Annotated in this window: 18 protein-coding genes; 10 read left to right on the plus strand and 8 right to left on the minus strand. The window is 72.1% G+C overall.

Features of this window, described 5'->3' with window-relative positions:
- Positions 1–46: 46 nt before the first annotated feature.
- Positions 47–1,492, minus strand: a complete 1,446-nt coding sequence (gene xylB / locus ACZ6BB_RS23200; protein WP_471617079.1) for a xylulokinase — start codon at positions 1,490–1,492, stop codon at positions 47–49.
- Between the two features lie 146 nt (positions 1,493–1,638).
- Between xylB and xylA the strand changes: the two genes are divergently transcribed.
- Positions 1,639–2,805, plus strand: a complete 1,167-nt coding sequence (gene xylA, locus ACZ6BB_RS23205) for a xylose isomerase (protein ID WP_471617080.1) — start codon at positions 1,639–1,641, stop codon at positions 2,803–2,805.
- 487 nt (positions 2,806–3,292) lie between these two features.
- On the plus strand, positions 3,293–3,550 hold the full coding sequence (locus ACZ6BB_RS23210) for a hypothetical protein (protein ID WP_471617081.1): 258 nt from the start codon (positions 3,293–3,295) through the stop codon (positions 3,548–3,550).
- A 113-nt stretch (positions 3,551–3,663) separates the two neighbouring features.
- On the opposite strand, the gene ACZ6BB_RS23215 is transcribed toward ACZ6BB_RS23210, so the two are convergent.
- Entirely contained in the window at positions 3,664–4,980 is a 1,317-nt protein-coding gene (locus ACZ6BB_RS23215) for an SWF or SNF family helicase (RefSeq protein WP_471617082.1), read from the minus strand.
- Positions 4,977–7,838: a DEAD/DEAH box helicase gene (locus tag ACZ6BB_RS23220; RefSeq protein ID WP_471617083.1), complete on the minus strand. Its 2,862-nt coding sequence runs from the start codon at positions 7,836–7,838 to the stop codon at positions 4,977–4,979. Before ACZ6BB_RS23220 ends, ACZ6BB_RS23215 begins: the two co-directional genes overlap by 4 nt.
- A gap of 221 nt (positions 7,839–8,059) precedes the next feature.
- Between ACZ6BB_RS23220 and ACZ6BB_RS23225 the strand changes: the two genes are divergently transcribed.
- Positions 8,060–8,272 (plus strand): hypothetical protein, encoded by a 213-nt coding sequence (locus ACZ6BB_RS23225; protein ID WP_390807866.1) that lies wholly within the window; start codon positions 8,060–8,062, stop codon positions 8,270–8,272.
- A 52-nt stretch (positions 8,273–8,324) separates the two neighbouring features.
- On the opposite strand, the gene ACZ6BB_RS23230 is transcribed toward ACZ6BB_RS23225, so the two are convergent.
- The 3 genes from ACZ6BB_RS23230 to ACZ6BB_RS23240 form a co-directional block, all read right to left on the minus strand.
- A complete protein-coding gene (locus ACZ6BB_RS23230; protein ID WP_471617084.1) occupies positions 8,325–9,185 on the minus strand; it encodes a hypothetical protein in 861 nt (286 codons plus the stop codon).
- Between the two features lie 136 nt (positions 9,186–9,321).
- Positions 9,322–9,615, minus strand: a complete 294-nt coding sequence (locus ACZ6BB_RS23235) for a hypothetical protein (RefSeq protein ID WP_471617085.1) — start codon at positions 9,613–9,615, stop codon at positions 9,322–9,324.
- Between the two features lie 221 nt (positions 9,616–9,836).
- Positions 9,837–10,436 (minus strand): class I SAM-dependent methyltransferase, encoded by a 600-nt coding sequence (locus ACZ6BB_RS23240; protein ID WP_471617086.1) that lies wholly within the window; start codon positions 10,434–10,436, stop codon positions 9,837–9,839.
- Between the two features lie 152 nt (positions 10,437–10,588).
- Between ACZ6BB_RS23240 and ACZ6BB_RS23245 the strand changes: the two genes are divergently transcribed.
- From ACZ6BB_RS23245 to ACZ6BB_RS23275, 7 genes are all read left to right on the plus strand, one after another.
- A complete protein-coding gene (locus tag ACZ6BB_RS23245) occupies positions 10,589–11,362 on the plus strand; it encodes an MHYT domain-containing protein (protein WP_471617087.1) in 774 nt (257 codons plus the stop codon).
- Between the two features lie 51 nt (positions 11,363–11,413).
- Entirely contained in the window at positions 11,414–13,966 is a 2,553-nt protein-coding gene (locus tag ACZ6BB_RS23250; RefSeq protein ID WP_471617088.1) for a sensor histidine kinase, read from the plus strand.
- Positions 13,963–14,400, plus strand: coding sequence for a roadblock/LC7 domain-containing protein (locus ACZ6BB_RS23255; RefSeq protein ID WP_471617089.1), 438 nt, complete (start codon positions 13,963–13,965; stop codon positions 14,398–14,400). Before ACZ6BB_RS23250 ends, ACZ6BB_RS23255 begins: the two co-directional genes overlap by 4 nt.
- 20 nt (positions 14,401–14,420) lie before the next feature.
- On the plus strand, positions 14,421–14,834 hold the full coding sequence (locus ACZ6BB_RS23260) for a DUF742 domain-containing protein (protein WP_471617090.1): 414 nt from the start codon (positions 14,421–14,423) through the stop codon (positions 14,832–14,834).
- A 188-nt stretch (positions 14,835–15,022) separates the two neighbouring features.
- Entirely contained in the window at positions 15,023–15,628 is a 606-nt protein-coding gene (locus tag ACZ6BB_RS23265; RefSeq protein ID WP_471617091.1) for a GTP-binding protein, read from the plus strand.
- Between the two features lie 225 nt (positions 15,629–15,853).
- Positions 15,854–16,267, plus strand: a complete 414-nt coding sequence (locus ACZ6BB_RS23270; RefSeq protein ID WP_471617092.1) for a roadblock/LC7 domain-containing protein — start codon at positions 15,854–15,856, stop codon at positions 16,265–16,267.
- A 129-nt stretch (positions 16,268–16,396) separates the two neighbouring features.
- On the plus strand, positions 16,397–17,542 hold the full coding sequence (locus tag ACZ6BB_RS23275; RefSeq protein WP_471617093.1) for a DUF6397 family protein: 1,146 nt from the start codon (positions 16,397–16,399) through the stop codon (positions 17,540–17,542).
- On the opposite strand, the gene ACZ6BB_RS23280 is transcribed toward ACZ6BB_RS23275, so the two are convergent.
- Together ACZ6BB_RS23280 and ACZ6BB_RS23285 are read right to left on the minus strand one after the other, a co-directional pair.
- Complete coding sequence (locus ACZ6BB_RS23280; protein WP_471617094.1) at positions 17,429–18,304, minus strand: acyl-CoA thioesterase; 876 nt, start codon at positions 18,302–18,304, stop codon at positions 17,429–17,431. The two genes, ACZ6BB_RS23275 and ACZ6BB_RS23280, sit on opposite strands and share 114 nt — an antisense overlap.
- Positions 18,305–18,323: 19 nt before the next feature.
- Complete coding sequence (locus tag ACZ6BB_RS23285) at positions 18,324–20,837, minus strand: DEAD/DEAH box helicase (RefSeq protein WP_471617095.1); 2,514 nt, start codon at positions 20,835–20,837, stop codon at positions 18,324–18,326.
- Between the last annotated feature and the right edge of the window lie 5 nt (positions 20,838–20,842).

The raw sequence follows: 20,842 nt of genomic DNA on the forward strand, positions 1-20,842 counted from the left end.
ATCATGACGGAATCGTATTTTCCCACGTCGGACACGCCCGTTCCGCTCAGCGGCCGCCCGTCCCCCGCTCCAGCAGCGGCGCCGCGTCGGACAGTACCCCGGAGATCCTGGCGAGCGTCTCCTCGTCCCGCTCCACGGCCTCCAGCACCGGCCCCCTTGCCGTGTCCCAGCGGCGGGCGACCGCCGCCGGGTCCTCGCCGGTGAGCAGCCCGGCCGCCTGCGCTGCGGCGCCCAGGGCGACCAGTTCCCGGGCCTCGGGGACCTGCACGGCACGCCCCGACAGACGACGCACGGTCTGCTGCCAGGCCGTCCCCCGTGCGCCGCCGCCGATGAGCAGCAGCGGCACGGAGGTGTCCGCGTCGGCGTCGAGGACCAGGTCGAGGGCGCCGAGCAGCGAGTGGACGGCTCCGTCGTACGCGGCCTGCAGCAGCTGTCCGCCGGTCGTGTCGTGACGCAGTCCGTGCAGCAGTCCCGAGGCGTGCGGCAGGGCCGGGGTGCGTTCGCCGTCCAGGTAGGGCAGGAGAGTGGCGGTCGTGCCGGGCTCCACGGCCTCGCGGTCCAGGTGCAGCAGGGCGGCGATCCGGTCGACGGCCTGGGTGCAGTTCAGGGTGCAGGCCAGGGGCAGCCAGTCGCCGTGCGCGTCGGCGAAGCCCGCCACCGTGCCGGTCGGGTCCGCGGGGCGGTGCCGGGAGACGGCGTACACCGTGCCGGAGGTGCCGAGGCTCAGCACCGGGGTGCCGGGGCGCAGCCCGAGCCCCAGCGCGGCGGCCGCGTTGTCGCCCGTGCCGGCGGCGACGAGGGTGCCCTTGGCGAACGGCAGATCGTGCGTGTCCCGCACGGTCCCGGCGACCTCGCCGGGCCTGACCACCCGGGGCAGCAGCGCCGGGTCCAGACCCACGCGGTCGAGGACCTCCGTGTCGTACGCCTCGGTCGCCGACGCCCACCATCCGGTACCGGAGGCGTCGCCGCGGTCGGTCGTGCCCTGGCCCGTGAGGCGCTCGGTGAGGTAGTCGTGCGGCAGGCGCACGGCGGCGGTCGCGCGGACCGCCTCGGGTTCGTTCTCGGCCAGCCAGGCCCACTTCGTGACGGTGAAGGACGGTCCCGGAACGCTTCCGGCGCGTTCCGCCCATGCCTTAGCGCCGCCCAGTTCCTCCACCAGGCGGGCGGCCTGCGGCGCCGAGCGCACGTCGTTCCACAGGAGAGCCGGCCGGACCGGCTCGCCCCGGGCGTCGAGGGTGACGAGGCCGTGCTGCTGACCGCCGACGGACACCGCCGCCGCCTCCCGCGCCGCCTCCCCGCACTGGTGCAGCGCCTCGTGCAGGGCGTCCCACCACTGGCGGGGGTCGCTCTCCCGGCCCGCGCCCAAGGACACGGTGTGCGGCGCCTGCCCGCTCGCCACCACGCGTCCCGTCGACGCGTCGACGACCAGGGCCTTGGTGGACTGCGTGGACGAGTCCACACCGACGACGAGCGGACCCTCGGCTGCTGACATCGGGCTCTCCCTCTCACACGGCTCGTGATGGGCCGCTGACGCGGCCGACGCCTCTGCCGGGCGACATCTTGCCTTCCCGGAGACGCGTCCGCATACTAATTTGTAAATCGCCATGACGAAATAGTCGGAGCGCAAGGAGCCGCGGCATGAACTACCAGCCCACCCCCGACGACAGGTTCACCTTCGGCCTGTGGACCGTCGGCTGGCAGGGAAGGGACCCGTTCGGCGACGCCACCCGGCGTGCCCTCGACCCGGTCGAGACGGTGCAGCGCCTGGCCGACCTCGGCGCCTACGGAGTGACCTTCCACGACGACGACCTGATCCCCTTCGGGTCCTCGGACAGCGAGCGCGAGGAGCACGTCAAGCGCTTCCGCGCGGCCCTGGACACCACCGGCATGACGGTGCCGATGGCGACCACCAACCTCTTCACGCACCCCGTCTTCAAGGACGGCGCGTTCACCGCCAACGACCGCGACGTGCGCCGGTACGCGCTGCGCAAGACCATCCGCAACATCGACCTGGCGGTCGAGCTGGGTGCCAAGATCTATGTCGCCTGGGGCGGCCGTGAGGGCGCCGAGTCCGGCGCCGCCAAGGACGTGCGGGACGCGCTCGACCGCATGAAGGAAGCCTTCGACCTTCTCGGCGAGTACGTGACCTCCCAGGGCTACGACCTGAAGTTCGCGATCGAGCCCAAGCCGAACGAGCCGCGCGGCGACATCCTGCTCCCCACGGTCGGCCACGCCCTGGCCTTCATCGAGCGCCTGGAGCGCCCGGAGCTGTACGGCGTGAACCCCGAGGTCGGCCACGAGCAGATGGCCGGCCTGAACTTCCCGCACGGCATCGCCCAGGCGCTCTGGGCGGGCAAGCTCTTCCACATCGACCTCAATGGTCAGTCCGGCATCAAGTACGACCAGGACCTCCGCTTCGGCGCGGGTGACCTGCGCTCCGCCTTCTGGCTGGTCGACCTTCTGGAGACCGCCGGATACGCGGGCCCCAAGCACTTCGACTTCAAGCCGCCGCGTACGGAGGACTTCGACGGCGTGTGGGCGTCGGCCGCGGGCTGCATGCGCAACTACCTGATCCTCAAGGAGCGTGCGGCCGCCTTCCGTGCGGATCCGGCGGTCCAGGAGGCCCTGCGCGCCGCGCGCCTGGACCAGCTGGCCCAGTCCACGGCCGCCGACGGCCTGCAGGCCCTGCTCGCGGACCGCACGGCCTTCGAGGAGTTCGACGCCGAGGCCGCCGCCGCCCGCGGCATGGCCTTCGAGCAGCTCGACCAGCTGGCCATGGACCACCTGCTGGGTGCCCGCGGCTGATCACGCGCGCGGGAGGTCCTGTCCGCCGACGCGGCAGCGGCCTCCCGCTGCTCCGGCCGGCATCCGCAGCGGTGTCGTTTCACGCCCTGTTCGGTCGCTTCCCGCACGGAATTCTCCGGAACCATGCGCTTCATGGCATGAGTCGATAGCAACTCCTCTGGAGGGGTCGCCGCTTGGCCGTCCGACGGCGACTCTGGTCGGTATGGGCATGCCGCCGACACCACCGCAGCCGCCGGAGGGCACACCCCCGTCCCACGGTGCCGGGCCACCGACAGGGGACTTCGGACCGCCGCCGAGCGATCCGGCCGGGGGACACACACCACCGCCCGGGGCCTTCGGGCCCCCTTCGCAGGGTGGTGCCCTGCCTCCATGGGGGCAGGGTGGCGGCAGCCGGCCCCCGAGTCAGGGCGGGGGCCGGCAGCCATCCGATCCGCCCGGCGGACCTCCTTCTGTTCGCCGACGCACCGTCGCCTTCGTCGTGGCGGCCGTGATCATCTCCCTTGGCGCGATCGTCGCCGCGGTTCTCGCGGTCTCCGGTGGCGAGGGGTCACCGGACGATCGGGAGCAGGGCGGAACCGTCGGTCGTACGGGCCCTTCGCCCACCCCGACTCCGTCTCTGAGCCTTCCGTCCCGGCTCCCCAGCGCCCTCCCGACCCTTCCCTCGGGCTTCCCGAGCGACCTGCCCAGCGAGCTTCCCGACGACCTCGGCTCGCTCCTTCCCGACCCGGTCGGCGACATCGAATGAGAGGGAACCGCCGCGCCGCGAGACCGGACCGAGAGCCACCGCGGGCACACGCGCGCCGACAGCGAGGCACGCGCGCGGACGACGTCCGGGCCGCTCGACCCGCCCCGGGACCCTCAGGCGTCGGTCCCGGCACCGGCCGATGTCCGTACGGCTGCCAGCGCCGTCGCGGGATCGTGCGACGCCGGTCCCGCGGGCACCCACCGCCCCCGCTCCATGCCGTAAGGCCACCAGCGGCCGTCCCGGCCCAGCCGTAGCTGGGCCGAGCCGCCGACCACGGTCCAGCGGTTGTGCGCGGACCGCAGCGCGGGCCGCTCGTCCTCGTCCCAGGCCGCCGCCAGAGCGGCACGCGCGCGTACGAGCGATTCCGCCGGTACGTGCCATTCCTCGTCCAGGACGGCGAGTCCGGCCGCGCCGCCGTACCGCCAGGCACGCACCGCGACTTCCAGCCCTTCCCGGCCCCGCCCGGAACCCCGGCCGAGCCGCGCGGTGATGCCCGGTCCCGGATCGCCGGAGGCCAGCCGCACCACGTCCTGACGGACGGTCGACTCGTCCTCCGGGGGCTGCCGCTCGTGACCGGGCCGGAGAGCCTCGGCCAGCATCCTGTGGGCCTGACGAGCCGTCTGCGCCGCCAGGAACTCCAGCGCGGCCGGGTCCACTCCGGGCGCGGGCGGGACCTCTGTGTCCAGCGAGGCCGGCAGACCCGGCCCGACCGGCAGCACCGGCGGCTCCGGCAACGGCGGAAGGATCGCACCCGCCGCGAACGCCTCGACGGCGTCCAGCCCGTCCCGGTGGTCTCCCCGAAGCCCATCCGCGGCCACCAGCCCGTCCGCCACCTGCCCGTCCGCCACCGGGCCGACGCCGCGCACCTGCAGCTCGTCCAGGAGAGTGCGCTCGGCGCGCCCCCGCATCAGCAGCAGGACGAACGGGTCCTGGTCCAGCAGCCGGGCCACCTGGTAGCAGAGGGCCGCGGTGTGACCGCAGTGGTCCCAGGCCCCGCAGGCGCACTCAGCCTCCAGATCACCGAGCCCGGGCAGCAGTTCGACTCCGGCGGTCGCGGCGTCCTCGACCAGGTGCGACGGCATCTCGCGGTCGAGCAGGGCCGCGACATGTCCGGCCCGCTCCACCGCCATGCCCGCGAAGCGGTCCCATTGCTCGCCGGACAGCTCCTGCAGCAGCACGTCGGCACGGTGAGCGGTGCCGTCGAGGTCCTGGACGACGGCGGTGACCCGCCCGGGGCGCACCGACACCGCGCCCACGGCCCCCGCGCGCGCGAGCCTGCGCCCCGCCTTCAGCTGCTCCCCGTCCAGGGCGCCGTCCTCGAGCGCCTTCAGCCAGGCCCGGCCCCACCACGTCCGCGCGAGAGCCCGTCCGGACGCGGGGGAGGGCAACGTGAAGGTGCGCTCGTACTCGTGTCCCAGGCGTTGCGTCATCGTGCGTCCCCTCGAAGCTCCACCAGGTCTGCCAGTTCGGCGTCGGACAACTCGGTGAGCGCCGCGTCGCCGCCGCCCAGCACCGCGTCGGCCAGCTCCTGCTTGCTCAGCAGCATGTCCGCGATGCGGTCCTCGACGGTCCCCTCCGTGATCAGCCGGTGCACCTGCACCGGACGGGTCTGCCCGATGCGGTACGCCCGGTCCGTGGCCTGCGCCTCGACGGCCGGATTCCACCAGCGGTCGTAGTGCACGACATGTTCGGCGCGGGTCAGGTTCAGACCCGTGCCCGCGGCCTTCAACGACAGCAGGAAGACCGGTACTTCGCCCGCCTGGAACCGTTCGACCATCGATTCGCGCTCGGTGACCGGTGTCCCGCCGTGCAGGAACAACGTGGGCACGCCGCGGGCCGCCAGATGGCGTTCCAGAAGACGCGCCATGCGCACGTACTGCGTGAAGACCAGGACTCCGGACCCCTCGCAGAGGATGGTGTCCAGAAGTTCGTCCAGCAGCTCCGTCTTCCCGGATCTGCCCGGGACGCGCGGCCGTTCCTCCTTGAGGTACTGGGCGGGATGGTTGCAGATCTGCTTCAGCCCGGTCAGCAGCTTCATGATCAGTCCGCGCCGTGCCATGCCGTCGGCGTGGGCGATCTCCGCCATGGTCTCGCGGACCAACGCCTCGTAGAGCCCCGCCTGTTCCCTGGTGAGGGACACGGCCAGATCCGTCTCGGTCTTCGGCGGGAGTTCCGGCGCGATGCCGGGGTCCGACTTGCGGCGGCGCAGCAGGAACGGTCGTACGAGACGGGTGAGCCGCTCGGCGGCGACGGGATCCCGGCCGCCCTCCACGGCATCCGCGTACCGGGAGCGGAAGGCGCCGAGCGTGCCGAGGAGGCCCGGAGTGGTCCAGTCGAGGATCGCCCACAGTTCGGACAGGTTGTTCTCCACCGGCGTGCCGGAGAGCGCCACGCGCGCGCGTGCCCCGATCGTGCGCAGTTCCTTCGCCGTGGCCGAGCCGGGGTTCTTCACGTGCTGGGCCTCGTCCGCCACGACCATGCCCCAGGGCACGCCGGCGAGGTGCGGTGCGTCGAGCCGCATCGTTCCGTACGTGGTGAGGACGAACTCCCCGTCGCCGAGCCCGTCCAGACGGCGCGCGGACCCATGGAAGCGGCGCACCGGCACACCGGGTGCGAACTTCTCGATCTCGCGCTGCCAGTTGCCCATCAGCGAGGCCGGACAGACCACGAGGGTGGGTCCCGCCGAAGCGGCGTCCGCCTGCCGGTGCAGATGCAGGGCGATCAGCGTGATCGTCTTGCCGAGGCCCATGTCGTCGGCGAGACAGGCACCGAGGCCCAGGGAGGTCGTCCGGGCCAGCCAGTCGAGGCCGCGCAGCTGATAGTCCCGGAGGGTGGCCGCCAGACCGGACGGCTGCCCGACCGGCTCGTGTCCCTCGGGGTCCGACAGCCGTTCCCTGAGCGTCGCCAGCCACCCCGTGGGCCGCACCTCGACCATCCGGCCGTCGACCTCCGTGGAGCCCGTCAGAGCCGCGCCGAGCGCGTCGAGGGGCGACATCTTGCGGTCCCGCTGGGCACGCGCGCGGCGGATCTCCTCGGGGTCCACCAGAACCCACTGGTCGCGCAGCCGCACCATGGGCCGGTTCGCCTCCGCCAGCAGGTCCAGCTCCTGCCGGGTGAGCCGCTGGTCGCCGAGGGCGAACCACCAGTCGAAGGCGAGGAGCGCGTCGGAGGACAGGTGCGCCGGTGCGGCCGACGCGGCCCGTGCGGAGTCCCGCCCCTCGTCCGGTGGGCCGATGACCGCCCGGGCGGTCAGGTCGCGCGTCAACTGCGTCGGCCAGTGCACGTCGACACCGGCCGCCGCCAGCAGCCGGGCGCCCTCGCCGAGCAACTCGATGACCTCCTCGTCGGCGAGTTCCACCGCGTCCGGCACGGCTGCCGCCAGCAGTGGCGCGAGCGGTGCCCAGGCGCGGGCCGCGCGGCGCAGCGCCAGCAGGGCGTCCGTCCGCGCGCGCGGCCCGAAGGGCCCGGCGGCGGCCCAGACGGCGGAGGCGTCGGCGACGAGCGCCGGGTCGCTCATGCTGTGCACCTGCGGGACGGCGTGGAACGCCGGTGCGGCATCGCCGTGATCGCCGTTCTCGGGCGAGGTGAGGCCGGAGACCTCGATGCGCAGCGAGACGCGGACGCCCGCGTCGTGTCCGGCGGCGACTTCCGCGGCCCAGGCACGTTGCTCGGGGACGGACCGGGGCTCCCGTGCGGTGAAGGCGGGGCCGCCCGCCACGATGGCCGCCGCGGGGGAGCGGGGGAGCGTGTCCACGACGGCGTCGAGGAAGGCGCGCAGCAGCCGCTCCGGATCGGGCAGCCGCAGCGGCTCGCCGTCGCCGACAGGCACCGCGTGTGCCTCCGGGGGCATGGCGGCGGCAAGTTCCCTCACCCGGTCCAGATCCTCAGCCCGCAGGGGGCCCGCCCGCCAGGCGTCATGGCCGCTCTCCGTGACACCGGGCAACAGCAGTCCGCGTGCGGCGAACTGGAGCGCCAGCAGGCAGGCCGCGCCCCAGAACGCCGTCGCCCGGTCGCATTCCGCCGCGGCACGCGCGCGTGTCAGCAACGGGAGTGCGGCGCGCACCGGCAGCGACACGGCGGGCACTGTGACCTGTTCGGCGCCGTCGTCGCCGGGCAGCACGACGGTCAGCTCGCCGGGGGAGCCGTGTGACAGCGGGGGCGGCGCCGAGCCGTCCGGCCGCCAGAAGACCACCCGGCCGGTGCGGGCAGGGTCCGCCGCCACGAAGACGGCGTGACAGTGGGCCGGGCCGGAGATCGCGGAGGGGGTTGCCACGAGGTTCGTCGGCACAGGGATACTGGACTCCTCAAATTTGACTACTGCAGCCAGAATCGCCGAGGATACATCGTCCCAAGCTCCAGACCGCCCCGTGAGGGAGTGACGTGGGTCACTTTTCCCGTGCGACGCTGGGGGCATCTCAGGGTTGTACGGGGGTTCGACTCAGGGACGTGTCAGGGTCGTGGTCCGGAACCGCGGGGCCTCCGCTCCCGTTTTCAGGACAGAGAGCGGCAGTGGCCGCGAAGGAGGCGACGCAGATGTCGAAGAGTACGAAGATCGTCGCGGGGGGTGCGGCAATCGGGATCGTCCTGCTGATCCTTCTGCCCTTCCCCTTCTGGGCGAATCTCCTGATAGTCCTGGGGATTCCCACGGCCGCGTACCTCGCGCTGGACCCCTCGCAGCGGCGCAGGCTGCGTCGGGTCGGCCGCAAGGAAATCGGCCGCTGAGGCACCGCCGGCCCGGTGCGCGGTGGCGCGCGGGCCGGCGGAACTCCGGGGATCAGTTCGGGCGTACAGCGATCTTGTCGAGGGACTCCAGGAGGCCGGGCAGTTCCGGTCCCCGGCCCACCGGCAGGACCTCGCCGGGCTCCTCGTCCAGCAGGACGAAGGCGATGTCGTCGGTCCTGGCCACCATCGACCAGCCGGGACCGTCGGCCCGGAGCGTGCGGGCATCGCCGGGCGCGAAGGAGGAGCGGACGCGCCCGAGGGGCGGCGGCGACTCCACGTACGCGCGTGCCTCCGCGAGGACGCGGCGGATGCCCGTGCGAGGGATGTCCGGGTTCTTGGCGGCGTCGGTCGCCGCCCCCGGGTCCACGCCGTCCGGCGCCGCCGGGGACGTGCCGTCCTGCCCGGCGAACGCGGTGTCGTCGATCTGCTCCCGCCATGTGGACCACTGCAGAGCGATCTCGTCGGCTCCCAGGCGTCGCTGGGCGGGACCCCAGGTACCGGTGTCCGGCGGGCTCAGCGGCGGCAGATCCGAGACCTCCGGGTCGGGGTCGTGCGGGGCGGGCACGCCCGGGGCCGCCACCGCCACCGCCAGGGGCCAGCCCGGCAGCGCGGCCACGACCGAGTGCTCGTCGGGCGACAGGTCGTACTCCATGCCGCAGTCCCACGACGCGATGGCCACGGCGACCAGCGACACATCGTCCACCGCCACCGTCCACCGGGCACCTTCGCCGTCCTGGCCCAGGACGATCCCGTACCCGTCGGCGAGCGGCGCCAGGCCGAGGGCCGCGCAGGCCTCCGGATAGTCGTCGCCCAGCACGCTGGGGAAGTTCGCGGGCGTGAGCAGTACCGCCGTCAGCACATACAGTGCGTCGTCGTCCCCGGCGGTGACGGCGTCGTCGTCCGTCCCGGCCATGCCGGCCTCCCATTGCTCTCGCTCGTCCGTCGGCGCACCCTAATGCGCCCGGCGGGCCCTTGTCACGAGCACGAACCCGGTACGGAGCCGCAGGTGTCCGGGTGGGCAGGGCGGAATCGACCGAGACCTCACCCGTTCAGGCGGCGGGCAGCCCCAGAAGTGAGCGCGCGACCGTCTGGGGAGACTCGTCCCGCTCCCTCGCGAGCGCGATGACCGCCCGGCACGCCAACTCGCTGACCCCGAACGACAGCGCTTCGGGCGACACCCAGGTCACGGCCTCGTCGACCTGATCCTGGTCGTCGTCGGCGCACGCGGAGATGTAGACGGCGGCCGCCTCGAACAGGTTGTGTGTGCGTTTCGCCTCCCGTGCGGTGTTCTCGGTGCGCGAGTCGAAGAATCTGCCGATGGACTTGCGAACGCTCTCGAACATACGGACTACATACCCCCCGCGTCGGGTTCACAGCCGTCCTCAACAACGTAGAGACGGAGTCGGCGTCGCAGAAGAGGGAGGACGGGCTGGAGCGCGTGCAAGCGGCGTATTCAGGACGCTGGCCCTCCGGCCCTCACGCACTCTCCCGGCCCCTCACGCACTCTCCCGGCCCCTCTCGGAGCCTCCCTGTCCCTCCGGACTTCTGCGGCCCGAGCCGTGGCTCAGCCGTCGCGGGTGGCGAGCGCGAGGAAACGGGTGTCCTCGTCGGCGTACGACGTCATGCGCCAGCCCGCCGCGGCCAGCAGCGGTCGCAGGTTCCCCTCGGCGCGCAGGTCCTCCGGAGTGATCCGTCGCCCCTGGCGCGCCGCGAGCGCCGCCCGGCCGATGGGGTGGAAGAGCGCCAGTGTGCCGCCCGGCCGGACCACCCTCGCCAGCTCCCGCAGGTTCTCGGCCGGGCTGGGCAGGTGCGCGACGAGACCGGCGGCGAACACCGCGTCCAGCGACTCGGTGCGCAGCGGCAGCCCGGCCACGTCGGCCAGCAGCAACTGCCCGTCGCGGTCCCGCCCGGCCCGTGCGGCGGCCTCCAGCATGGCGGGCGTCAGGTCCGCCCCGAGCACCACTCCGGCAGGCCCGACGGCGGCGCGCAACGGCGTCAGCGCGCGTCCCGTGCCGCACCCCGCGTCCAGCACCCGGTCGCCCGCGCGCAGGCCGAGGTCGGCGACCGCGGCCGCGTAGGCGGGTCCGTCGTCGGGGAAGCGGGTGTCCCAGTGCGCCGCCCGTGCTGTGAAGAACTCCTGGACATGTGTGTGGTCGTCACTCATGTTCCGCATGATCCCCCACCCGAACGCCACGGAAGGTGACGCGCACGTTCGGGCGGCAGGCGATCGTTGCAGTGCATATATGCGCCACATTCCAACACCTTTCGAAATGCGCCCCCTTTGTGCTCCCGTGCCCCCACTAGCGTCCCGGAGCCATGGGACACCTGGACCACGCCACCTTCGGCTGGCTGACCCCCGCACTCTCGTACGTCATGGCTTCCATCGGCGCCGCGCTCGGCCTGCGCTGCACGGTCCGCGCGCTCGCCACCACCGGCAGGTCCCGTCGCAACTGGCTCGTCACGGCGGCGTCCGCGATCGGCACCGGCATCTGGACCATGCACTTCGTGGCGATGCTCGGCTTCGGGGTCGGCGGCACCGAGATCCGCTACGACGTGCCACTGACCATCCTCAGCCTGCTCGTCGCGATGACGGTGGTCTGCGGCGGAGTCTTCGCGATCGGCTACAGCCGGGACCGGGGCCGGGCCCTCCTGCTGGGCGGGCTCACCACCGGCCTGGGCGTCGCCAGCATGCACTACCTGGGCATGGCAGCCGTCCGGCTGCACGGCGACGTGACCTACGACCCGCCACTCGTCGCACTCTCCGTCGTGATCGCCGTGGTGGCCGCGACCGCCGCGCTCTGGGCCGCGCTCAACATCGAGTCGCCCCTCGCGGTCACCGTCGCGTCCCTCGTCATGGGGGCGGCGGTGAGCAGCATGCACTACACCGCGATGTGGGCGGTGCGGGTGGAGGTCACTCCGTCCGGGACGGCCCTGCCCGGGGCCACGGCGATGCAGTTCATCTTCCCCCTCGCCGTCGGCCTCGGGTCCTACCTCTTCCTCACCTCGGCGTTCGTCGCGCTGTCACCGACGGCCGGGGAGCGCGAGGCGTCCGCGTCGGCCCAGCAACCGGTCGAGAACGCCGCCCTCTAGCCGCGCGGCGGCTTTCGAGACCCGCCCCGAACCACCCCGATGGAGGAGGCCATGCGTACACCCCGCAGGACCCCGACAGCCGGCAGCGAGACGCCGCCCCGGCCCGCCGTACGAGGCCGCCGCGCCCATGCCGGACCTCCCGCCGACGAGCGTCCCGACCCCGGCGGGCGCTTCGACCCCGACGAGACCGGCGCCCCGACGACCGGGCCGCCCGCACGCGGCGGAGGATGGCACATACGCCCCCGCACCGTCCGGGCCAAGATCGTCTGCCTGCTCATGGTGCCCGTCGTCTCCCTGCTCGCCCTGTGGGCGTACGCCACCGTCACCACCGCCCAGGACATCGCCGGCATCCGGCAGGCGCAGCGCGTCGACGCCTCCGTACGAGGCCCCGTCGCCGACGCCGTCGCGGCGCTCCAGGCCGAGCGCGTGGCAGCCGTGCGCTACGCGATCAGGCCCTCCACCCGGCGGGAGAGCGAACTGCGCACGACGGCGCTGCGCACCGGCCGGAAGGTCGACGCACTGCGTCTGGGAGACCGGCACACCGTCGCCGACGGCGCGGACCTGCCGGCAGGAGTGGCCGAACGACTCGCCGGGTTCGTGACCCGTGCCGACCGGCTGAGCGCGCTGCGCACCTCGCTGCTCGACCGCCGTACCGGCTGGACCGAGACGTACGAGCGCTACACCACGACCATCGCCACCGCATTCGGCGTGGGCGGCGCGCTCACCGGCATCCAGGACGCCGAACTCGGCTCCGACGCACGCGTACTGCTGGAGTTCTCCCGCGCGGGCGAGGCCCTGGCCCAGGAGGACACGCTCCTGGCCGGCGCTCGCCTGGCGGGAACCCTCGACCGTGAGCGGCTGCGCCTGTTCACCGGCGCCGTCGACACCCGCCGTACCCTGACCGAGGCCGCCGGTGCCGACCTGCGCGGCCCCGAACGAGCCGCCTGGCAGGAACTCGCCGGTGAACGCGCCTACGCCGATCTGCGTGCCGCCGAGGACGCGGTGCTCGCCGGCGGGCCCGGAGCCCGGGCGCTCCACGCCGCCCCCGAGGCCGCCTGGAAGGCCGCCCACGCGCGCGTGCGGGACGACATGCATGGGATCCAGTCCGACGCCGGACGAGCCGCCGCCGACTCCTCCGGCCCGTTCACCCGCGCCCTGCTCACACCGGCGGGGGCCGCGGTGCTCCTCGGCCTCGCCGCCGTCGCCGCCTCCCTCGTCATCTCCGTGCGCATCGGACGGGGCCTGGTCGTCGAACTGGTGAGGCTGCGCAATGACGCCTTGGAGATCGCCCGCCGGAAACTGCCGTACGCCATGCGCAGACTGCGCGCCGGGGAGGACATCGACGTCGACACCGAGGCCCCGCCCGGACCGCCCGCGGAGGACGAGACCGGTCAGGTCGCCGAAGCCCTCGGCACGGTGCACCGAGCGGCCCTGCACGCCGCTGTCGAGCGCGCCGAACTCGCCGGCGGCATCTCCGGTGTCTTCGTCAACCTCGCCCGGCGCAGCCAGATCCTCGTCCACCGTCAACTGAGCCTGCTCGACAGCATGGAGCGCCGTTCCGACGACCCCGACGAACTCAGCGACCTCTTCCGCCTCGACCACCTCACCACCCGCATGCGACGCCACGCGGAAAGTCTGATCATCCTCTCCGGAGCCGCCCCCGGGCGGGCCTGGCGCCTGCCCGTCTCCCTGACCAACGTGGTCCGTGCCGCCGTCTCCGAGATCGAGGACTACGCGCGCGTGGAGGTAAGGCAACTCCCCGAAGCGAAGATCGCCGGCACCGGCGTGGCCGACCTCACCCATCTCCTGGCGGAACTCGTGGAGAACGCCGCCCAGTTCTCACCGCCCCACACGCGTGTGCGGATCACCGGCGAACCGGTCGGCAACGGATACGCCGTCGAGATCGAGGACCGGGGTCTCGGCATGGGCAAGGAGACCCTCGTCGAGGCCAATCGCCGTATCGAGCAGTCCGAAGCCCTGGACCTGTTCGACAGCGACCGGCTCGGACTCTTCGTGGTGAGCCGTCTCTCCGCCCGCCACGACATCAAGGTCCACCTGCGGACCTCGCCCTACGGCGGCACCACCGCAGTGGTCCTCCTCCCCACCACCCTGCTCCACAGCGGGGCGCCGGAACGTTCCCCCCACGCCGTTGCCGAGGCACAGCCACGGGCCGAGCAACGTGAGTACGCGCGCGTCGCGGCGGCCCCCCACCAGGACCCCGTCGAACCGGCCGCGGACCGGCGCGCCCTCATGGCGCCCACCGCCTCCGCCGGACCCTTCCCGGCGGACGGCCCGCCCGAGCCGCCGCCCGGCGTCACCGCCCTGCGGCCCCCACGCCACGCGCCGGAACCGGACGAGACCGGCGAACTGCCGCGCCGGGTACGCCAGGCGCATCTCGCACCCCAGCTCCGCGAACAGCGCTCCGGGCAGCCCGCGCGGACTGCGACTTCCCCGCCCGACGACGCCCGCACTCCGGAACTCGTCAGGGACCGCATGACGGCCTACCGCGACGGTTGGGTGAGAGGCGGCGGCAGGACGCCCGGCCGTGGCGTCACCCAAGGGCCCGTGACGGGCAGCGACAGCAGCGAAGGAGACCCCGCATGATTCAGGACCCGAGAGCCAGGGCCACCCAGCGGTCCGGTGAACTCGACTGGCTGCTGGACGACTTGGTACTGCGCGTGCACGAGGTGCGGCACGCCGTGGTCCTGTCCGACGACGGCCTCGCCGTCGGCGCCTCCGGCGACCTCAGGCGTGAGGACGCCGAACACCTCGCCGCCGTCGCCTCCGGCTTCCACAGCCTCGCCAAGGGCACGGGCCGCCACTTCGGCGCCGGCGGCGTACGCCAGACCATGGTGGAGATGGACGACGGCTTCCTCTTCGTGGCAGCCGCAGGCGACGGATCCTGTCTCGCCGTCCTCACCGCGGTCACGGCCGACATCGGTCTGGTGGCGTACGAGATGGCCCGGCTGGTGAAACGCGTCGGAGAGCACCTCCGCACACCCACCCGCGCCGGCGCGCGCCCGCCCGCGGCCGGATGAACCAGGAACGGGCCCTGCTCATGACCGAGGGCAGCACAGGCGCCGCGCAGGAGCCGTCGGACAGCCGGTGGTACGACAGTGACGCCGGGCCGCTCGTCCGGCCCTACGCGGTGACGGGCGGCCGCACCAAGTCCGGCCCGGGCGGGACCCGTTTCGACCTGATCGCACTGGTCACGCTCTGTGCGGAGGCACCCGGCACCGACGACGCCCTGCTCGGCCCCGAGCACCGCGCGCTCGTCGAGCTGTGCCGTACGGAGAAACAGTCCGTCGCCGAACTCGCCGCGGGCACCGACCTGCCCGTCGGCGTCGTGCGGGTCCTCCTCGGCGACCTCCTGGAGCTGGGCCGGGTCACCGTCAACCGTCCCGTTCCTCCCGCGCGGCTGCCGGACGAGCGGATCCTGCGCGAGGTGATCGAGGGGCTCAGGGCTCTGTAGACGAACAGACACATGCGTCGCACCCGCGCCGACTTGCGCCACGAACCAGGCACCGAACACGCACGAAGCGGTCGGTGGAATGAAAAACCGGTCCAACGCCACACGGACGGGTGGCAGTTGCCATGATGCTGACTCCTCACAGCCCTACCGATGTCGACCACGGCCGACACTCCCGAGAGAAGTGATCGATGGTCTCCGAGCACTCCGATGAGACAGAGGGCGACACGGGCGCCCTGGCACTGAAGATCCTCGTCGCCGGTGGATTCGGCGTGGGCAAGACCACCCTGGTCGGCTCGGTCAGCGAGATCAGACCATTGCGCACGGAGGAGCTCCTGAGCGAGGCGGGCCGGTCGGTGGACGACACCGACGGGGTGGACCAGAAGGTCACCACCACCGTCGCCATGGACTTCGGGCGCATCACCATCAGGTCCGGGCTCTCGCTCTACCTGTTCGGCACACCGGGCCAGGACCGGTTCTGGTTCCTCTGGGACGAGCTGGCGCAAGGGGCGCTGGGTGCCGTCGTCCTCGCGGACACGAGGCGGCTCCAGGACTGTTTTCCGGCCGTCGACTACTTCGAGCACCGCCACATCCCGTTCGTGGTCGCCGTCAACTGCTTCTCGGGATCCCGCGCGTACGACGTCCCCGCCGTCTCGCACGCCCTCGATCTCGACGAAGGAACCCCCGTCGTCCTCTGCGACGCCCGGGACCGCGACTCCGGCAAGGAAGTACTGATACGGCTCGTCGAATACGCCGGTCGGATGCACACCGCCCGGCTGCTCGACTCCGTGGGCTGAATCGGCGGCAACGCGCCCCGCCCTGGCCGGTTTCCGGCCCTTGACGCCGCTGTTTGGGGTGGGGAAGCGCCCGTTCTCGCTGGTCGCCAGGAAGTCCCGGCATGCCTTGTCGGTCATCTTCCTTGCCATGTCCCCGTCCTGCTTGCTCCGGCGGCGGCGGTGGGGAAGGCTGAATCGTCGGATCCTCCTTGCCAGGGGGGAGCGACGACACGGGGAGTAGGGACGATGGTGCGGAACGCGGGACTCGGTTGGCTGCTGGACGACCTGACCGAGCGCGTCGAACCCATACGGCACGCCTTGGTGCTGTCCAACGACGGACTCGTCACTGCTGCCAGCACCGGTCTGCGGCGTGAGGACTCCGAGCACCTGGCCGCGGTCTCCTCGGGACTGCAGAGCCTTGCCAAGGGCTCGGGGCGCCACTTCGGCGCCGGCGACGTCCGGCAGACCATGATCGAGTTCGACGACGCGGTGCTCTTCGTCACCGCGGCCGGACCGGGCAGCTGCCTCTGTGTGCTCAGCGCCGCGGATGCCGACATCGGCCTGATCGGCTACGAGATGACGCTGCTGGTGAACCGCGTCGGCGAACACCTCCGCGTGGACACCCGCCAGCCCGAACGCTCTGCTGCGATGGACCGCTGACCTGCTGTTCTCGTCGATGCGGGCCGAGTTATCCACAGGCCGAACACGACTTTCGGCGAACGGGCTACGGTTTTTCCCGAGGCGAGCGCGAGACCGGCGCGAGCACCGCACCACACGGGGAGAACCAGCATGTCCGGCGACACCGTCACCCGATCCACCACGCACAGCACGACCGCCACGTCCAATTCACCGGGCACGGCCCCGGCACAGACCCCGGCACCTTCGCCGGCGTGGGCGAGCGGCCGCACCCTCGCATTCAGCCGTGCCGCACGCGAACTGGGCCTGAAGCGAAGCGAACTCGATCTCGCCGTACACCTGGGATGCCTCCGCACGGTCGTCGACGACGAAGGCGGAGCCCGCCGGATCGCACGGGCGGAGATCGACCGGCTCCGAGCCGACAAGGGCTTCCCGGAAACGTTGCGGGAACGCGTCGACGCCGTGAGTTCCCTCCCGGCGGCCCGGATCCTGGGCGTGCCCGTCTCGCGTTTCACCCGCCTCGCGCGACTGGGGCTGGTCACGCCGGTCACGTTCTCCCTGAACCGCTACCGAACCGTGGTCTGGCTCTATCTGGCGGCCGAACTGCGGCAGTTCGCGGCCGACGAGAAGAACGCCCGATGGCTGACGGGCCGCATGCCGCAGGACGCGAGGGGGCAGCTGGGAGCGGGACTGGACCTGCGCCCCCGGAACTGGCGAGGGCGCCAACTCGGATTTCTGCTGCGGCAGTCCGACGACCCCTGGAGGCGCGCCGCGGCCCCGGCCTCCCTGCTCGATCCGATCCAGGTCGCGCAGATCGTCCAGGACCCCTACGAACGCGCCGAACTGAACCACCACCGGCCCTTCCGGGCCGACCAGTCCCCTCCCGACTCGCCCGCCGCGCGGATCATCGCGGGGATCATGACGGCGGACGATCCCGATGAGATCGCGTGGCTGCGCACCGACCTCCTGCAGGCCCTCGCCGAGGCCCGCGCCCACCGCCTCGCGCCGCGGTCACGTCGGAAGGTGCCCGCGCCCACCACCGCCCGGCGCGGAACACCGGGGCGGAGCCGGGCCAGGGCCGGGCGGCGTCCTGGAGTTCCGCGGCCGACGGCGGGCACGGCACCCGAGGGACTGCGCGGCCTGCTGGGCCGGCTCCGCCGCGGGCCCCGCCCGTCGGCCGGCCGGTCAGCCGCCGAGCTTGCGGAACAACCCTTCCTGGACGACCGACACCAGCAGGCGACCCTCCAGGTCGTAGATGCGGCCGCGGGCCAGCCCCCGGCCGCCCACCGCGATCGGTGACTCCTGGTCGTACAGGAACCACTCGTCCGCGCGGAACGGCCGGTGGAACCACATGGCGTGGTCCAGCGACGCCATGTCGAAGCCGCGGGGCCCCCACAGGGGCTCGACCGGGATCCGGACGGCGTCCAGGAGCGTCATGTCGCTGGCGTAGGTCAGTGCGCAGGTGTGCACGAGCGGGTCGTCCCCCAGCGGTCCCACGGCCCGCATCCACACCGCGCTGCGCGGTTCGGCGTTCTCGACCTCTTCGGGGGTCCAGCGCAGCCGGTCGACATAGCGGATGTCGAAGGGCTGACGCCGGGCCATGCGTTCCAACTGCTCCGGCAGCGCGCCCAGATGCTCGGTGATCTCCTGCGACACCGTCGGCAGCGACTCGGGGTCCGGCACCTTCCGGGCGGGCGGCAACTGGTGCTCGAAGCTCCCCTCTTCAGGCTTGTGGAAGGAGGCGGTCAGATTGAAGATCGTGCGGCCCTGCTGCACGGCGGTGACCCGGCGCGTGGTGAACGACCGCCCGTCGCGGACCCGCTCGACCTGGTACACGATCGGCACCCCCGGCCGGCCCGGACGAAGGAAGTACGCGTGCAGCGAATGCACCGGGCGGTCGCCCTCGGTGGTGCGGCCGGCGGCCACCAGCGCCTGGCCGGCGACCTGGCCGCCGAAGACCCTCTGCAGGGACTCCTGCGGGCTGCGCCCGCGAAAGATGTTGACCTCGATCTGCTCCAGGTCGAGCAGGTCGACAAGCCGCTCGGCGGGGTTGGTCGTCATGTACTGGCCTCTCCTGTGCTCACAGCTGACCGACGTCGGTGACCTTGACGACCGCGCGTCCCTCGGCGTCGGAGGCCGCGAGGTCGATCTCCGCGCTGATGCCCCAGTCATGATCGCCGTTCGGGTCGGCGAAGGTCTGCCGGACGCGCCACAGCCCGTTCTGCGGCTCCTCCTCGATCATCAACAGCCGGGGGCCACGGGCGTCGGGGCCCGTGCCGAGCTCCTCGTACTCGTCCCAGTACCTGTCCATCGCCTCCCCCCACCGCTCGGCGTCCCAGCCGGACTCGGCGTCCATCTCACCCAGTTCGCCCACCTGGTCGAGGGCGGCGAGTTCGACACGGCGGAACAGGGCGTTGCGGACGAGGACACGGAAGGCGCGCGCGTTGGCGGTGACCGGCTTGACCTGGTCGGCCTTCTCCTGGGCCTCCTCGGCCGTCATCTCCTCGGGGTTGGCGAGCTTCTCCCACTCGTCGAGGAGGCTGGAGTCGACCTGGCGCACCATCTCACCGAGCCAGGCGATCAGATCCTCCAGGTCGTCCGACTTCAGATCGTCGGGGACGGTGTGGTCGAGGGCCTTGTAGGCGCCGGCGAGGTAGCGCAGCACGATGCCCTCGGTGCGGGCCAGCTCGTAGTGGGACACCAACTCCGTAAAGGACATGGCACGTTCGTACATGTCCCGGATCACCGACTTGGGCGACAGCGGATGGTCGCCCACCCAGGGGTGGCTCTTGCGGTAGGTGTTGTACGCGTGGAAGAGCAGTTCCTCCAACGGCTTGGGGTAGCTGATGTCCTGGAGCCGCTCCATGCGCTCCTCGTACTCGACCCCGTCCGCCTTCATCGCGGCCACGGCCTCACCGCGTGCCTTGTTCTGCTGGGCGGCCAGGATCTGCCGCGGATCGTCCAGCGTCGACTCCACGACGGAGACCATGTCGAGGGCGTACGACGGGGACTCCGGGTCCAGCAGCTCGAACGCGGCCAGCGCGAAGGTGGACAGCGGCTGGTTGAGCGCGAAGTCCTGCTGGAGATCGACCGTCAGCCGGACGATGCGGCCCTCGGCGTCCGGCTCGTCGAGCTTCTCGACGATGCCTCCGTCCAGGAGCGAGCGGTAGATCGCGATCGCCCGGCGGATGTGCCGCAGCTGCTGCTTGCGCGGCTCGTGGTTGTCCTCCAGCAGATGACGCATCGCGTCGAAGGCGTTGCCCGGCCGGGCGATCACCGACAGCAGCATCGTGTGGGTGACGCGGAAGCGGGAGGTGAGCGGTTCCGGGTCCGAGACGATCAGCTTCTCGAAGGTGCTGTCCGACCAGGCGACGAACCCCTCGGGAGCCTTCTTGCGGACCACCTTGCGGCGCTTCTTCGGGTCGTCGCCGGCCTTGGCGAGAGCCTTCTCGTTCTCGATGACGTGCTCGGGTGCCTGCCCCACCACGTAGCCCGCCGTGTCGAAGCCGGCCCGCCCGGCACGGCCCGCGATCTGGTGGAACTCCCGGGCCCGAAGCGTCCGCACCCGGTTGCCGTCGTACTTGGTGAGCGCGGTGAACAGCACGGTGCGAATGGGCACGTTGACACCGACGCCCAGCGTGTCCGTCCCGCAGATGACCTTCAGCAGACCGGCCTGGGCCAGCTTCTCCACCAGCCGCCGGTACTTGGGCAGCATGCCGGCGTGATGCACACCGATACCGTGCCGCACGTAACGGGAGAGGTTGCGGCCGAACTTGGTGGTGAAGCGGAAGTTGCCGATGAGCTCGGCGATCCGGTCCTTCTCCTCGCGCGTGCACATGTTGATGCTCATCAGCGCCTGGGCGCGCTCCACGGCCTGGGCCTGGGTGAAGTGCACGATGTAGACGGGAGCCTGCCTCGTGGCGAGCAGCTCCGTGAGCGTCTCCGTCAATGGTGTCAGGACGTACTCGTAGGAGAGGGGCACCGGACGGGTCGCCGAGCGGACCACCGAGGTGGGGCGGCCGGTGCGCCGGGTCAGGTCCTTCTCGAACATCGAGACGTCGCCGAGCGTCGCCGACATCAGGATGAACTGGGCCTGCGGCAGCTCCAGGATCGGGATCTGCCACGCCCAGCCGCGATCGGCCTCCGCGTAGAAGTGGAACTCGTCCATCACGACCTGGCCGACGTCGGCGTGCTTGCCGTCGCGCAGGGCGATGGACGCCAGCACCTCCGCGGTACAGCAGATGACGGGGGCGTCGGCGTTCACGGAGGCGTCGCCGGTGAGCATGCCGACGTTCTCGGTGCCGAAGATCTTGCACAGCTCGAAGAACTTCTCCGAGACGAGTGCCTTGATCGGGGCCGTGTAGAAGGTGACCTCGTTCCGGGCGAGGGCCGCGAAGTGCGCGCCCGCCGCGATCATGCTCTTGCCCGAGCCGGTGGGCGTCGACACGATCACGTTGGCGCCGGAGACCACCTCGATGAGCGCCTCCTCCTGATGCGGGTAGAGGGTGAGACCGCGTTCCTGGGCCCACGCCTCGAAGGCTTCGTAGAGGGCGTCGGGGTCGGCGGTCCGCGGCAGCTGATCGATGAGGGTCACGACCC

The organism is Streptomyces sp. NPDC041108 (genome assembly GCF_055592645.1).